This window comes from Actinopolymorpha pittospori, from assembly GCF_014873875.1.
Classification (GTDB): Bacteria; Actinomycetota; Actinomycetes; order Propionibacteriales; family Actinopolymorphaceae; genus Actinopolymorpha; species Actinopolymorpha pittospori.
In genome coordinates this window covers 1,054,888-1,068,969 of record NZ_JADBEM010000001.1, presented here as the reverse complement: position 1 = coordinate 1,068,969, position 14,082 = coordinate 1,054,888, and the positions used below count along the sequence as shown (strand labels likewise).

Genomic DNA, 14,082 nt, shown 5'->3' with positions numbered 1-14,082 from the left:
GCGCCTTGCGTGGGACTCTCCCACCACGCAGACCGATCGTCGAGAGGGCGGCTCATTCGACCGCTCTCTCGACGAAGGGGAGTCGGGCCTGTACGACGAAACCGCCGTGCGGTCCTGGGCCGGCGAACAGCTTTCCTCCGAGCAGTTCCGCTCGCTCGCGCATGCCGCGGAGTCCGCTGCCGATACCGTCCGGTTCGGCCGCCGTGGCGCCGTTGTCGCTGATCTTCAGCCGGAGGTCGTTGCTTCCGTAGGTGAGGGTCACCTGCGCGCAGGCGCCAGGGCCGGCGTGTTTCATGGTGTTGGTCAGGGCCTCTTGGACGATTCGGTACGCCGCCAGGTCGACCGTGGTGGGAAGCACGCCAGGTGGCCCGTCGATGTGCAACTGGACCTGGGTGCCGGCCTGACGTACCTGGTCGATGAGGTGTGGTAGGCGGTTGAGGCCTGGTACGGGATGGGGAGAGCCGTCGACCGCTCCGACAGCGGCCAGGACCTGGCGCATGTCCGCGAGGGAGGCCCGCCCGGTCTCGACGATGGTGGCCAGCGCGGCGAGGGTGTCCGTGGGCCGCTTGTCGAGGGCCGCCGCACCGCCCTGAGCCTGCATGACGATCACGGAGAGGCCGTGTGCCACCACGTCGTGCAACTCTCGGGTGATCCGACTACGCTCGGCGGCCGCGGCCAGCGCGGCCTGCTGGTCTCGCTCGCGTTCGAGGTCGCGTGCCCTCGCGGTGAGCTCGTCAAGATACGCCCTGCGGCTTTGGACTCCCGACCCCATGGCCCAGCCGACCACCAGGAGCGGACCGAGGAGAGGAATGCCTCCCCAGCTCGTCGGACCCAAAGTCTCAGTCCCCTCCTTCTTGGCGATGAGGGAAGGGGAGGGGGCGAGGGGGTCCGGAGGGAGGACGTCCATGGGAACTTTCACGGCCGCACCCGGCTCGGGCGGCTCGGCGGGTTCGGGCCGAACCTCAGTTTTGTGTTGCCCCTCAAGGGGACTGTGGTAGGCCCAGCCGTCCGGTCGTCCGTCGAGTCCGACGTAGAGGGACCAGCCCGCCGCCACGAGCACAGTGATGCCCAGGAGGGCGAGTGACGTCGCGCGGCGGAACCGGGCGGCGATGATGTAGAGGACGAGAGGGGCGGCCAGGTCCGCGGGCACCGGTCCCGTCATCAGCGCCATCTGGGCTATCGCGGCAACGGTGGCTGCGATCAGCGCCGGAACCGGCCACCGGCGACGGACCAGCACGGCCGCGACGCACATCCCGGTCGCCAGCCACCAGATCCACAGCTGGACCGGCCATGGCCCGTCAGAACCGAGACCGTTGACCTTACGCAACACCACACCGGCGTCGTAAACCGCGAGCGTGCTGGCCAACAGCGCGACAGCCAGGCCGGCATCCTGGAACGCCGGCCTGCGTAACCGGTCCCAGAGGGCCGCTGCGCGCTCATACATGCCAACGCGAGGGTAACGTCGCGCAGGCGCCTCCGACTCTGCCTGAAGACAGGGTCACGCCCATGACCAGAGTCAGGGGCTGGGGGTCGTCGAACGCTGGTGGTGGCTGCCGATACGTGTCGCGGGACAGGTGGAGGTTCATGCCTGCGGACAGATGTCTGGCGGCCCGCCGGTTTGCAAGCTTGTCCACATGAATCTGCGAAGACTTCTCGCTGGCGTGACTGCCCCGCTGGCCGTCCTCGGCACCATCACCACGGCTGGAGCCGGACCGGCCGCGGCCGGTGCTGCGCCGCCCCGCGATTCGACCATCACGTGGAAATCCTGTCCTGAGTATTCCGACGACGTTGTGGACTGGATGGGGTTCCGCGACAAGGCGTGGTTCCGGGCGACGATGACCCGGATGGACTGCGGAACACTCAGGGTGCCACTGGACTACACCAAACCGTCCGGTCGATGGATCACGGTCGCGGTGACCAGACTCCCGGCGACCGACCAGGCACACCGGCTGGGCAGTCTCGCCGTCAACCCCGGCGGTCCGGGCGGCAGCGGTTACCTCATGCCGATCGACCTGATCCGCCCCGAGGCGCCGACCGCGACGTTGAACGAGCGCTACGACATGATCGGGTTCGACCCTCGCGGCGTCGGCTACAGCACGGCCATCAACTGTGACGATGGAGAAAAGCCCGCAGCGGTAGGGGCGCAGGGCTTGCGCGGGGTTCAGGAGTTGCCGGGAGTGCAGGGCGCGCAGGCAAAGGGTGCACCGCCCGGGCCGATCACCGAGGAGGACGCTCGGCAGATGTACGCCCAGCAGGTGCAGGCGAACCAGCAGTGCGCCCAGACTGATCCGAAGTTCATCGGAGCGCTCACGACCGGCAACATCGCCCGCGACCTGGACCGAATCCGGATCGGCCTGGGTGAGCGCAAGCTGAGCTACCTCGGTGTTTCCTGGGGCAGCTGGCTCGGTCCGGTGTATCGGAGCCTGTTCCCCGGCAAGGTTGGCAGGATGTGGGTCGACAGCGTCGCGCCTCCGGACCCGCGGATGGACGCGTTCGAAGCTGGACGGGCGAAGGCCACCGCGATGGACTTCTCTCGGATGGCGGACTGGATGGCGCCGTTCAACGACACCTACGGATTCGGCACGACGGGCGCGCAGGTCCAGGCCTCGCTGGTCAAGCTGCAAGAGGACCTCGACGCTCATCCCAAGCAGTTCACTGACATTCCTATGCCCATGGACGGGTTCGTTGTCGCCATCGCGGCGAGCCAGCCGTCCGTTGGCTGGCCGTTCGCCGCCCAGTTGCTCGCGGATCTCCGGGACGCGACCGGCCCGACCGCACCGCCCACGATCCAGGAGGCGTTCGAGGGTGAGCGCACCCCACCGCCGATTGGCACGCCGGAGAGGGACAACCGTGTGGCGAACCAGGCGATCTTCTGCAACGGCGACGGTGGTGCACGCGACTTCGACTCCGCCTGGGCCGCCTACCAGGACGGCCTGGCGCGATACCCGGTCACCGGCGTGCTGGGCTTCCCCATTCCGACGTGTGCGGGCTGGCCGCTGCCGGTCGACCACATCCGGCTCCGGCACAACGGTGGTTCGCTGCAGCTGTCAGGGCACCGCTATGAGTCGGTCTCGGCGTACGAATGGACCGGTGACATGCAGGACGCGGTCGGCGGGGAGGTGTTCACCGTCGAGGACGACATGCACGGCTCGGCGCTGATGGAACCCAACTGCGCCACCCACGTTGTCGCCTACCTCACCACTGGAGACCCTGGTGCCAGCGGATGCCAGGGTGTGCCGGTACCAACCGGCCCGGACTCCACGCCGCCGGGTGAGGCTCGGCTCGCGGACACTCAGTCGCTGAGGCCGGCGACGCTGGCGGGCCGCTAGCCCTGTGGGTGCGGGTGGATCACGGACAGCTCGCACACGCCGGCCTGATCCACCAGACGCCCGTTGGCCCGGATCCACGTGCGCCCGACGGCACACGTGGATCCGGGTTTTGGCGTGCGGAATCCCAGCATTTGTTCGAAGCTCACGGCTGACACCCCAACCTCGCGGGTTTATCCTCAGGCTGCTGTCACCGAAGGATGTGGAGGGTCGTGCCATGGATCTGGCCAGACCGAGGGTCGAGACGCTGCTTGAGGGCTACCGGCTGGGCACCGATCAGGGGGCGGTCGCCTTCTGCGCGGTGAACCTGGTCGAGGGCCCCGACGAGCAGGGCACGATCCGGCGCATCATCGTCGACACGGGCCACACCGGCCGGAGGACTGATCTGGATCGGGCGCTGGCGCGGCGTGGATTGGGCCGGGGCGACATCGACATGGTCGTGTGCACCCACGCGCACTGGGACCACGTCGAGAACATCGACATCTTCGACCAGGCTCGGATCGTCCTGCACCGCAACGAGCGTCGGTACCTGCGCAGCCCGCACCGCAACGACCACGCGTGTCCAGAGTGGATCGGCAGCGTCTTCGAGCGGTACGACGACCGGATCCGCGAGGTCGAGGAGGGCGTACAACTGCTGCCCGGCGTGGAGATCGTCGACGCCCCGGGCCACTCGGCCGGCACGATCGCGGTGGCCGTCGCCGGCGACGACGGCGCAGCCGTGCTCACCGGGGACTCCATCCAGAACAGCACGGTGGCCCGGGAACGCCGCAACGCTCTGGTCTTCTGGAGCGACGAGCTGGCCACCCAGACGATCGACAAGCTGGTCACGATCGGCGATGTCATCTACCCCGGTCACGACCTACCGTTCCGAATCGACGCCAATGGCAAGGTCGAGTACGTGCACGACTACCGGCTCACGGTCACCGGCGTGCCGGCCGGCGAGCCCGGCCTGAAGCTGGACACGAGCGAGACGTTCCGCCAGACGATCATGCCTGGCATCGAGGAGCAGCGTCTTCCGGACTAGCTCCGCCCGGGAGTCGTGTCGGGTCCGGCTCCAAGGTGGGTCGTCAGGGTCAGCGGGATCGTCCGGTCCCGCTGACCAGCACGTTCGTCGCCGCCCGTCCGGCGGGCGGAATCCTCAGGTCAGTGAGCGGACGTCGGCGAGTCGTACTCCGGCACCGCGAGCATCTCCGCCCTGCTCCTCGCTCGGCCGTTGCCGCGGAAGGTTGTGACGGCTCCATGGCTCTTCCACCGTTGGAAGACGTTGACCGAGACAGACTGCCCGCCGCGTCGGAACTCATCGAGACGAAACCCTGCCGAAACCTCGGCTGAGGCATGGTCGAGCATGCACCACCCCGGCCGCGCCGGGCACGGTTATGTCTGCTGTCCCTGCGTGATGGCCACGACGAGGTTTGCGCCCACCGCATGCTCCGCTCACCAGTTCAGTGGAACCGAAAGGCGGTACGTGCCACGTAGGTCATTTCTCCGGCGAGCGACTCTGTCCGCGACTCGTGTTCGAAGAGAGGTGCGAGCCATGAATCTGACCCGCAAGGAATTTCTGAGGTTTGCTGCCATCGCCGTGGGCGCCTCTGGTGTCGGCAACGGGGGCGGCGATGCCAGCGACGGCGAGCTCAGACAGGTTGACCCGTTCAGGGCTGTTCTCGACGCCGCGGTCCGGTACCCACTCGTGGGTCTCGGCGACCCGCACATGTCCGACCAGTTTCACGCATTTCTGCGGTCGCTGATCCAACGACCTGCCTTGCAGCACCGGCTCAACGACATCGTCGTCGAGTTCGGGAATGGTCTCTATCAAGACATTGCCGACTGCTTCTTTCTGGATCTTGATTCTGTGTGCGATGCTGACCTTTCGGCCATGTGGCGCACCACGATCGGCGGTCGGGTCTACTGGGACGCTCCCGTTTACGAGCAGTTCTATCGGACCGTGCGTTCGGTCAACGAATCGCTTCCACGCAAGCGGCGCATCCGTGTGATTCTTGGCGACGTCCCCGTCGACTGGTCGCGTATCCGAAGCGCCGCGGACGCGGACAGGGTGCCCACAGGTGACCAGCGAGAAACGTTCTATGCCGGTGTCATCGAGCGAGAAGTCCTGGCGAAACGGCGCCGCGCGCTCCTCGTCGCCGGCGGCAACCATCTGCGGCGCGGAATCCGCACGACTTCCGGAGGATTGGTCCCTCCGGTGGACCCGAATCAGCCGAGCGCAGGCACGATTCTCGCCAATCATCATCGAAGGTCGCTCTTCGTCATACTCCCGTTCGCAACCTTCAACGCAGACATCTATTCGTTGCCGGTAGGTACCCCAGCGAGGGTGGAAGAGACGCTGGCGTCGTGGCCGGTGCCGTCGTTCACGGCCCTGACGGGCACGTGGCTGGGACGTCAAACGATGCCGGACCGCGCTCTTGATCCGAACTCGACCTTCCAGGATCAGGCGGATGCCATCCTCTGGCTGGGAATCGACGACGCTTTGACCTGTGCCAGAGCTGATCCGGCGTTGTACCAGTTCGGCGACTACGCCGCCGAGCTTCGGCGCCGAAGCGAGATCCTGTCGCAGATCACCGGGACCACTGTCGACCTCGTTGCGGAGGGGCTGCATCTCGCGAGCCTGGGACCGAGCTGCTCCGTGCGTTAGTGCGACAGCAGCGCCTCGTTGCTCCAGCCGTCACAGGTTTGTTTGTCCCTGTGAGCCGACGCGGTGCCGTCGAAAGTGGTTGCCGTGGCAGGCCGACACGGCACCACTGGACACCGCCTCCTGCCAACGTGGCAGGAGGCGGAGCGTGTCGCCTGGAGCAGCTCAGGTCAGTGAACGGACGTCGGCGATGTCGTACTCGGCTACCGACGCGGCGAGCATCTCTGCTCCCTGCTCCTCGCTTGGACCGCTGCCGCGGAAGGTCGTGACGGCTTCGTGGGTCTCCCACCGTTCGAAGATGTTGACCCGGCCCGGGTCGATGAGGTCGGCGGTGATGGAGAAGTCGAGGCAGCCGGGTGCGCGGCGTGCCTGCTCGACGACGCTGACGCACCCTGCGAGGTAGCGCTCCCGCTGGTCTGGCTTGACGACGATGTGTCCGGCGACGATCACCATGGCGTTTCCCTTCGAAGTCCTGACCATCCAACAGCACAGACTGCCCGTGGCGTCAGAACTCATCGCGCTAGCTGCCCCGGCCCGGCGGGCAAGGGCAGCCCGCTCCTGCGCTCACTGCCAGGCATGAACTCCGACCCGATCGCGCCGCCGGATCGACTGCTCCGCTCGGCCGTTTCGGCACCGCGGAGGAAGACGCCGCCGCGGGCCTCTTTCTCATGGCCAACACCTACGTCACCGGCCAGATCATCACCATCGACGGCGGCGAAACCCCCACCTGACCCCGACCTCGCCAGTGGCTGTGGGCCCTTGGGGTGGTCCTCGACCTGCGTCGAGCCCGCGACGCGCTGGCTGCTGGGCGGTTGTGTGGTCGCGTTCAGCCTCATCGGGGTCGGATGTGCCCCCGCCCGCTGGACGGCAACGAGTCCGGGCGATCGGGATCGCGCTGCCGGGAGTCGTCCTGCCCGTGTTGGTCGGTGGGTTCGGTCATGGGCTCACGACGACCGGCGTCGTCTGGCCGCTGGCCGTGGTCATTGTGCTGGCTGGTGTCCTGTAGGTCTGGCTGGCTGTGTGGTGGCCGCCACCGCGACCGGCCGGTGTGCGCGGGCGAGGATGACCGGCCCTGGCCACAGACCTGAAATCGACCGTTCAGCGCACGGTCAGAGCGGACCGGGCAGGTCTGGTAACGGTAGCCATGGGCCTGTCGGCGAGGGACTGGGTGTCGGTGAGGGACCGGGTGGCGGCACCGGACTGGATGTGGGCGCGGGCGATGGGATGGGCTCCGGTGTGGGCGTGGGCGCCCTTTTCGGCTTGTGTGCGACCACGATGCTCACCCTGGTGCCGGCCGACCTGTGCGTGCCAGGTTCGGGAATCTGAAAGGTCACTGTGCCGGGATCCGCGTCGGCGCTGTCCTGGGGAATCTTGTTGACCTTGAAGCCGGCCGCCGTGAGGATCGCCTGCGCCTCGGCCTCGTTTCTGTGCCGGACGTTGGGCACGCTGATCAGACCGGTGGAGTGGTACAGCGTCACCAGTGAGCCTTTGGGGACGACCGAGCCGCCCGGCGGGTCGACCCTTGTCACCTCGCCCGCGGGTTTCCTTGAGTCGGTGTCCTCCAGGTCGCGGACTCGGAAGCCCGAGGTCTCAAGGGTGGTGCGTGCCTGGGCGACCCGTTCTCCGATGACGTCGGGGATTCCGCCCTTGGGTTTCCCGCTGGAAACTGTGACATCGACAGTGCTGCCGACCGCGGCCGAGTGTGCCGGCTCGGGGTGCTGGGCGATGATCTGCCCTTTCGGCACCTCGTCGCTGGCCGTCAGCGACGTCTTGCCCAGCTCCAACTGGCTCGAGTCCAGTGCCATCCTGGCCTGGGTGGTTGTCGTGCCGGTCAGTGTGGGGACGGCCACCGTGTCCGTCCGTCCGCCGAACATCCAGGAACCGACCGCAGCCGCGGCCCCGAGTACGACGAGCACCACCGCGGCGAACGCGTACCACCGCATCCGGGGCCGAGTTCGACCGTGGTGGGACTCGGTGCCGTTCGTATCCGGTCCGTCGATGGTCGGCGAGGGCATCGTGGTGGTCGGCGGGAGCGGAGGGGGTGTCGCCTCTTGTGGCCGGGGCGGGGCGGGGCCCAGCTTGTGCCCGGCCAGAGCCAGGTCGACGTCTGCCCGCATCTGCGCAGCGCTCTGGTAGCGGTCGAGGGGGTCCTTCCGCAACGCCTTGAGCGTGATGCTCTCCGCCTCGGCCGACACCTGGGGTTGGAGCGTGGACGGCGGCTGCGGCTCTTCCTGAACGTGCTGGTAGACCACCGACACCGGGTCCCCGACGAAGGGCGGGCGGCCGGTGAGGAGCTCATAAAGGAGGCAGCCGCTGGAGTAGATGTCGCTGCGAGCGTCGACCGGCTCGCTGCGGGCCTGCTCGGGCGAGAGGTACTGCGCGGTGCCGAGGACGGCGGCGGTCTGAGTGAGGTTCGCCGAGGCGTCGGCCATGGCGCGGGCGATGCCGAAGTCCATGACCTTGGCCTTACCGGCCGGGGTGAGCATGACGTTCGCCGGTTTGATGTCGCGGTGGATGATGCCGGCCCGGTGGCTGTACTCCAACGCCTCCAGGACGTCGGCGATGATCTCCAGCGCCCGTCCGGGTGGCATCCGCTGACCATCGTCACGCGCATCGCCGAGTTCATCGCGCAGCGTGCGACCCTCGACGTACTCCATGACGATGTAGGGCACCGACACGCCGTCGAGGACCTCTTCACCGGTGTCGTAGACAGCGACGACCGAGGAGTGATTCAGGGCCGCCGCGGACTGCGCCTCCCGGCGGAACCTGGCCTGGACGGTCTCGTCGGTGGCCAGCTCCGAACGCAGCGTCTTTACCGCCACAGTTCGCCCCAGGCGCTGGTCGGTGCCGACCCACACCACGGCCATCCCACCGCGGCCGAGTTCGGCGTCGAGGGCGTATCGGCCCGCCAGAAGCCGCGACTGAACGATGCGCTCTGCGTCGCTGGAGAAGCCTGAGTCGGCGCGGTGGCTGGGATTCATTCCTGCTGCTGTCCGATCCTCGGCCTTCACCTTGAGCGGTCGGTCGCTGACACAACACAACCCCCACCCGCGAGCGGGCAGCAACCAGACGTTGCCGCACACCCGGTATGCCGCTCGGGCAGTCTAGGTTAGAACACCCCGGTGACGCAGAACCTACCCGACGGTGACAAACCGACGCCGTCTCGTAGTGCCGTCCTGGCACCTCGCGAACGGGCAACCACGCACAGCTCCGCCTGCGTCTCCGACGGCGGGTGCACACCCGTCCAGATCCACTCCGGGCGAGGTCGGCAGGTCGGTCACTTTCAGGTGTTCACCCTTCGCGCAACATCAAGCATCTAGTCTCGGTTCGTGGACGGCCACCGGACGCGGGCTGAGTGCTGTCGACAGCAACGGTGACAGCAACGGGCCAAGACAAGGCCAGCCGCCGGCCGCCGGGCACGGACAGTTGCCCGAGGTCGCGGACGCGGACGGATCCCGCCGGACGAAGCGCCTAGAACTTACAAGCGAGGGGTCGTGGTGATTCGCCGGGTCGTGGGGCGAGTTGGCGTTACTCGGACTCCTCGCGGAAGTAGACGGTGACTGAGTACCAGTCCTCATCGGCCGTGACCTCGTTGTGTAAGACCAGGTCTTGGACCCACACCTGTCCGTGTTCCTCGATCGAGTTGGCGACCCGACGCAGTAGGGCCGGAACGTCATCCTGGCCCAGAGGTTGATCCGGACGGGTCGCCGCGGTGGCGTTCTCGGGCTCACCATGCTGCTGCGCCTCTGCAACGCGCTTGACGTGGGCGGGGAGGTCGGTCAGGCTCATGGTGGGCGGGAAGGGTCGAGCACGACGTTTAGAGCGCTCGGTCTTCGCACCGCTCCCCTTCGTACACATCGCTGTCGAAGGGACCTTGAAGATGACTCACTTGCCAAGCGAAGCCGCACTGGCCTGGGCACATCGTGCGCTCGGTGCGGACGCGAGCGTGCATTCCGTTGAGAGCCTGAACGTCGGCCGTGGGCCGTGGCTCTTGCGCGTCGATCAGTCGGACCGTACGCGGGACGTGGTCCTGCGGGTCGGCGGCCGAATCACCACGAGTCAGATCGTGACCGGTGCGGCGGCGCTGCGGTACGCCGAGGAGCACGGACTCCCGGCTCCACGGCTGCTCGCCACCGATCTCGACGGCAGTGTCGCTGGGGCCCCAGCCACGCTGGAGACGGCCCTGCCCGGCAGCAGCCGGCTGCCGGGTCGGGTGTCGCTGGCGCAGCTGCACGCTGCTGGAGCCGCGCTCGCGCGGGTACACCGAATCCCGCTCGACCCCCGCCCCGACCTGCCGCTGCGCCACCACTCCACCTACCCCGTCTCAGGTTACGACCGCGCGCGGAGCCGCCGCTGGGCCGCGCTGTACCGCGCCTGCCCGGACGAGGAGAAGGCCACGGTCGTCGAAGCGCTGTGCGAGTGGACCGGTGTGCCGGCCAGGTGGGTCCGACAGTGGGTGAACGAGCCGCTGCCGACCCCACTGCTGCTGTGGGCCGACGACTGTGTACGAGAGCACGGCCGACCCGACAGCCCGACCGGCTTCGTCCACGGCGACGTGTGGTGGGGCAACACACGATGGGACGGCGACACCTTTCTCGCCCTGATCGACTGGAAGGACTCCGGCGCCGGGAGTCCCGGAGTCGACATCGGCGGGTTCCGGTTCCAAATGGCGATCACGTACGGGGCGGACCCGGATCCGGTCCTGGAGGGGTGGGAGCGCGAAGCCGGCATGCGAGCGACCAACGTGGCGTACTGGGACGCCGTGGCCGCGCTGGACACACCCACCGTCCTCGATGGCTGGCCCGGCTACGACGACCAGGGGCGGCCGCTGGACGCAGCAGCGGTGACCGCTCGCCGGGACGCGTTCCTGCGCGCCGCGATCGACCGTCTCTGAGCCAACTCCCGCCACTCGAGATCAAAGGCTGGGCGAGGTTGACGGTTGCCGGAGTTGCCGTCCGGGTCGGAGATATGCGCGACCCGGACGGCCCCCACGGCTATATGACCCCTGGCCGTAGCTTCGGGAGTTCGATGCCTCCACCGGACGGCCTGGCAGCCGCCCGGGCCCGGGGGCGCACCGGTGGGCAGAAGCTGAAGCTGACCCCGCGGCGAGCGTGCATCGCCCGGGAGATGTACGAAGAGGTGGGGGCCAACGGCTGCACACTGTCACGCAGATCGCCGCCGAGTTCGGCGTCACTCGACCCACCATCTACCGCGACCTCGGCAAGCTTCCCACCACCGCGCATGCTGACATCGCACCGGGCTGAGAAGTCTCCGGCGACTGGGGCGGAGAATCGGGCGCTCACAGGCGATCGCCACAGCCGCACAGCCACGAGCAGGATCAGGCCGGTAGCGCACGTGATGGCTGCTGCCGTAGGGACGGGGGGCCATGTGCCAGAGCACGCCCAGCTGATCAGATCCGCGGCGGCGAGCGCTATCTCGAACCAGGCCTGGTTGTGGCAGAACGCGTCCAGCGGCAGGTTGCCCAGGCCGAGGTGGCCGGAGTCTTTGATCCGTGCTTCGACGTGGGCGTGCTGGCGGTGTCGTAGCTCCAGTCCCTGGATCTGGTGGGGGACTACACGGGCCGGGGTGTCGGTGATGAACGCGGTCAGCCGCATCCCGTCACTGGTGGTGTTGTGCAGTTGGAGTTGGGCGCCCGGATGCGGGCGTTCCTTGCGTAGGATCAGCCGGGTGCCTTGCGGCCACTTCGACAGATCCACACAGTGTGTGGCTTCGAACACCATGGCACCGTCACGGATCCCGTCGTCTTCGATCGCGGTCGCCCACAGCTGCTCGTCCACCGCGTCGGCGATCCCCACATAGGTGGGGGTCGACTCGGTGGAGAAGCTGAACTCGCACGCCATTTACCGCGACGACGAGGGAATCGAACACGTCGTTGAATGGGTGACCCAGCAGGACGTCGACCTCGCCCGACGGATCAGCGAGATCGCCGCCGACCACAAGGTCGACGCCGACCCGGCCTCGGTGAGCGTCATCGAGCTCGGCCTCGACACGGCGCACTCCGCGACCATCGCCCCGGTGTGGGCCGCCCTGCTGACCGGGAACGCCGAGTCCCAGGGCTACGGGTCCCCCAGCGACGAGATCCGGGACGCCACGGGACGGGTACCGAACCTGTGGTTCGGGGACGGCGACGAGCACGGGTCCCCGCGTCAGCGGTTCCACGTCGAGGTCTATGTGGCGCCCGAGGTAGCCGAGCAACGAATCGCCGCTGCCGTCGCCGTGGGTGGGACCGTCGTCGATGACAGCGACGCGCCGTCGCTCACCGTGATCGCTGACCAGGACGGCAACAGGGGCATCTTGTGCGTCGCCCAGCCCCCTGCGAAGAAGGACTGAACCGCCAACCGTGGCACGCCCTGTCAGCCCATGTGACCGTCGTTGTCCGGTCCGTGAGAGTGGACAGCCCACCGGGTTCCGGCGCCACGACAGGCTGAGGGCATCGAGGGCTACCCGTTCCGCGGGCCTCGCCTGCTCTGACCCGACCACGTTCTGCCGACTTGATGAGCTCGATCCCGAGGTCATCGGGCAGAGGCTCAGCCCCCGACTTGCCTGCCGGGTCGTCGAGCCCGATCAGTGGTGTCGACGATACGTCCGCGAACGCGTCCCGCGAGACACGGTGGTCCGGCGGTTGGACCCAACAGGCGCTGAGCTGGCGCCCCACGGTGCTCGAGGTCGTCGTGCGCCGTTACCGGTGCAGCGGTTGCGGACCCGTGTGGCACCAAGACACCAGCGCGGCGAACAGTCGATCCCGATCGATGTCCTCAAAGGCGCCGGCCGCCCGCCACCTAGGATCGACGCTCCAGCGATCGCTACACCCTCAACTGGGAAGAGCCCGTAAACGGGAGCGTCCCAGTAGACCCGACCGCCGATCGTGGTGCGCCACATGGTCGAGAGCTTGGCGTCGCCGACGGACTCAAGACCCAGAAAGAAGCGGTCGGCAATGTTCTGTTAGGGACCATTCCCCGAACTCGACGACGATGTCGTTGAGCCTGTGCTGCAGCACCGGTCGTTGGATCAGCGACCGCACGAAGGCGTGAAACCGTTCGGACATGTGCGGGTCGCCCAGACCCACGAGTGGGTACCAGGCCGCGGTGTTGAGGACAGCTCCGAAAGGGTCAACGCGTTTGAGCTCACCACCGCCAGTTCCGTTGCCTGCGTGGCCGTTGTGTGCGTTGCCGACGCCAGAGGCGCCCACGGCGATGGCAGCGAATCTCAGAAACTCCTTGCGGGTCGGATTCATGGCTCAGACCTCTCTGCGTGGGCGGCAGTAAGCATTGTCGTGGCCATAACCTGAAAGCGGCTTGTCTTGGCCGGAAGGGGCGGGGGCGGGGGTTCAGATCGTCCACAGTGCCTCAGTGGGTGACATGCGGGCGGCGCGCAGCGCGGGGAGTAGTCCGGCGACGGCGCCGATGAGCACGGTGGCGGCGAGGCCGCCGGCCCAGGCGATGGTGGGGACGACGACCGCCCAGTCCTTCGTACTCGCGTAGATGGCGGTCGCGGCGGTCCCGACACCCACGCCGACCGTGCCGCCGAGGAAGGACAGCAGCATCGCCTCGGCGAGGAACTGGATGCGGATGTGGCCCTTGGTGGCGCCGAGCGCTCGGCGTAGTCCGATCTCGGGTCGTCGTTCGAGGACGGAGATGACCATGGTGTTGGCCACGCCGACCGCGCCGACCAGCAGGGCTACCGCGCCGAGCCCGAGGAAGAGGGAGTTGAAGGCGCTCTGGGCGGCGGCTCGGGCGACGAGGGCGTCGGAGGGTTGGCTGACGTTGACCTCGCTGGGGTCCTTCGGGTTGGCGGTGGCACCGAACTGGGTCATGGGTGACGCCCTTCGCAGTCAGCGGGCAAGCCTTTCTGCCTCTCGTTCCAGCGACCGGGCGGTTTCGGGAACGTATCGACGTGATCCGCCGCAACTCGCGTGGTCGGGGTGGTCGCACCGCCAGCATGCCCCGCCTCGGACAGGCGGACAGGCGCGCCGCATGGCCGCTTGATCGGTGCGCTACGGGGTAATGCCTATTTGTCGCACGCGACAGGCGCGGCTTGACTCACGGAGTGATGATGACGTTGCGGAGCAAGTTTTCCGCCCTGGGGATCTGT

The 14,082-nt window shown here is 67.8% G+C and carries 13 protein-coding genes and 1 pseudogene; 7 read left to right on the top strand and 7 right to left on the bottom strand.

Features of this window, described 5'->3' with window-relative positions:
* Nucleotides 1–52: 52 nt before the first annotated feature.
* Nucleotides 53–1,444 carry a sensor histidine kinase gene (locus tag HEB94_RS04950; protein ID WP_192748822.1) on the bottom strand — a complete coding sequence of 464 codons (1,392 nt, stop codon included), beginning with the start codon at nt 1,442–1,444 and terminating at the stop codon, nt 53–55.
* Nucleotides 1,445–1,634: 190 nt separating this feature from the next.
* Here HEB94_RS04950 and HEB94_RS04945 point away from each other — a divergent pair, with 190 nt between their 5' ends.
* From HEB94_RS04945 to HEB94_RS04935, 3 genes are all read left to right on the top strand, one after another.
* A complete protein-coding gene (locus HEB94_RS04945) occupies nt 1,635–3,329 on the top strand; it encodes an alpha/beta fold hydrolase (protein ID WP_192748821.1) in 1,695 nt (564 codons plus the stop codon).
* 214 nt (nt 3,330–3,543) lie between these two features.
* A complete protein-coding gene (locus tag HEB94_RS04940) occupies nt 3,544–4,350 on the top strand; it encodes an MBL fold metallo-hydrolase (RefSeq protein WP_192748820.1) in 807 nt (268 codons plus the stop codon).
* Between the two features lie 510 nt (nt 4,351–4,860).
* Entirely contained in the window at nt 4,861–5,973 is a 1,113-nt protein-coding gene (locus HEB94_RS04935) for a hypothetical protein (protein WP_192748819.1), read from the top strand.
* 162 nt (nt 5,974–6,135) lie between these two features.
* Here the strand turns inward: HEB94_RS04935 and HEB94_RS04930 are convergent, their stop codons facing one another.
* The gene (locus HEB94_RS04930) at nt 6,136–6,423 is read right to left on the bottom strand and encodes a putative quinol monooxygenase (protein ID WP_192748818.1); all 288 of its coding nucleotides are present in this window, start codon (nt 6,421–6,423) and stop codon (nt 6,136–6,138) included.
* A gap of 71 nt (nt 6,424–6,494) precedes the next feature.
* Here HEB94_RS04930 and HEB94_RS04925 point away from each other — a divergent pair, with 71 nt between their 5' ends.
* Nucleotides 6,495–6,701, top strand: coding sequence for an SDR family oxidoreductase (locus tag HEB94_RS04925; RefSeq protein WP_192756241.1), 207 nt, complete (start codon nt 6,495–6,497; stop codon nt 6,699–6,701).
* 378 nt (nt 6,702–7,079) lie between these two features.
* Here the strand turns inward: HEB94_RS04925 and pknB are convergent, their stop codons facing one another.
* Nucleotides 7,080–8,951, bottom strand: coding sequence for a Stk1 family PASTA domain-containing Ser/Thr kinase (gene pknB, locus HEB94_RS04920; RefSeq protein ID WP_192748817.1), 1,872 nt, complete (start codon nt 8,949–8,951; stop codon nt 7,080–7,082).
* A gap of 547 nt (nt 8,952–9,498) precedes the next feature.
* Entirely contained in the window at nt 9,499–9,759 is a 261-nt protein-coding gene (locus HEB94_RS04915; RefSeq protein ID WP_192757187.1) for a hypothetical protein, read from the bottom strand.
* 91 nt (nt 9,760–9,850) lie between these two features.
* On the opposite strand from HEB94_RS04915, the gene HEB94_RS04910 reads away from it, so the two are divergent.
* The gene (locus HEB94_RS04910; protein ID WP_192748816.1) at nt 9,851–10,864 is read left to right on the top strand and encodes a phosphotransferase enzyme family protein; all 1,014 of its coding nucleotides are present in this window, start codon (nt 9,851–9,853) and stop codon (nt 10,862–10,864) included.
* 100 nt (nt 10,865–10,964) lie between these two features.
* Here the strand turns inward: HEB94_RS04910 and HEB94_RS54355 are convergent, their stop codons facing one another.
* Nucleotides 10,965–11,831 carry a transposase gene (locus HEB94_RS54355; protein WP_202896134.1) on the bottom strand — a complete coding sequence of 289 codons (867 nt, stop codon included), beginning with the start codon at nt 11,829–11,831 and terminating at the stop codon, nt 10,965–10,967.
* Between HEB94_RS54355 and HEB94_RS04900 the strand changes: the two genes are divergently transcribed.
* Nucleotides 11,806–12,321 (top strand): VOC family protein, encoded by a 516-nt coding sequence (locus tag HEB94_RS04900; RefSeq protein WP_337917473.1) that lies wholly within the window; start codon nt 11,806–11,808, stop codon nt 12,319–12,321. The genes HEB94_RS54355 and HEB94_RS04900 overlap by 26 nt on opposite strands.
* Nucleotides 12,322–12,415: 94 nt before the next feature.
* Nucleotides 12,416–12,722: pseudogene (locus tag HEB94_RS04895) on the top strand (ISL3 family transposase); the annotation flags it as partial.
* Between the two features lie 176 nt (nt 12,723–12,898).
* Here the strand turns inward: HEB94_RS04895 and HEB94_RS04890 are convergent.
* Together HEB94_RS04890 and HEB94_RS04885 are read right to left on the bottom strand one after the other, a co-directional pair.
* The gene (locus HEB94_RS04890; RefSeq protein WP_192757186.1) at nt 12,899–13,225 is read right to left on the bottom strand and encodes a hypothetical protein; all 327 of its coding nucleotides are present in this window, start codon (nt 13,223–13,225) and stop codon (nt 12,899–12,901) included.
* 93 nt (nt 13,226–13,318) lie between these two features.
* Complete coding sequence (locus HEB94_RS04885; protein ID WP_337917472.1) at nt 13,319–13,804, bottom strand: ABC transporter permease; 486 nt, start codon at nt 13,802–13,804, stop codon at nt 13,319–13,321.
* Between the last annotated feature and the right edge of the window lie 278 nt (nt 13,805–14,082).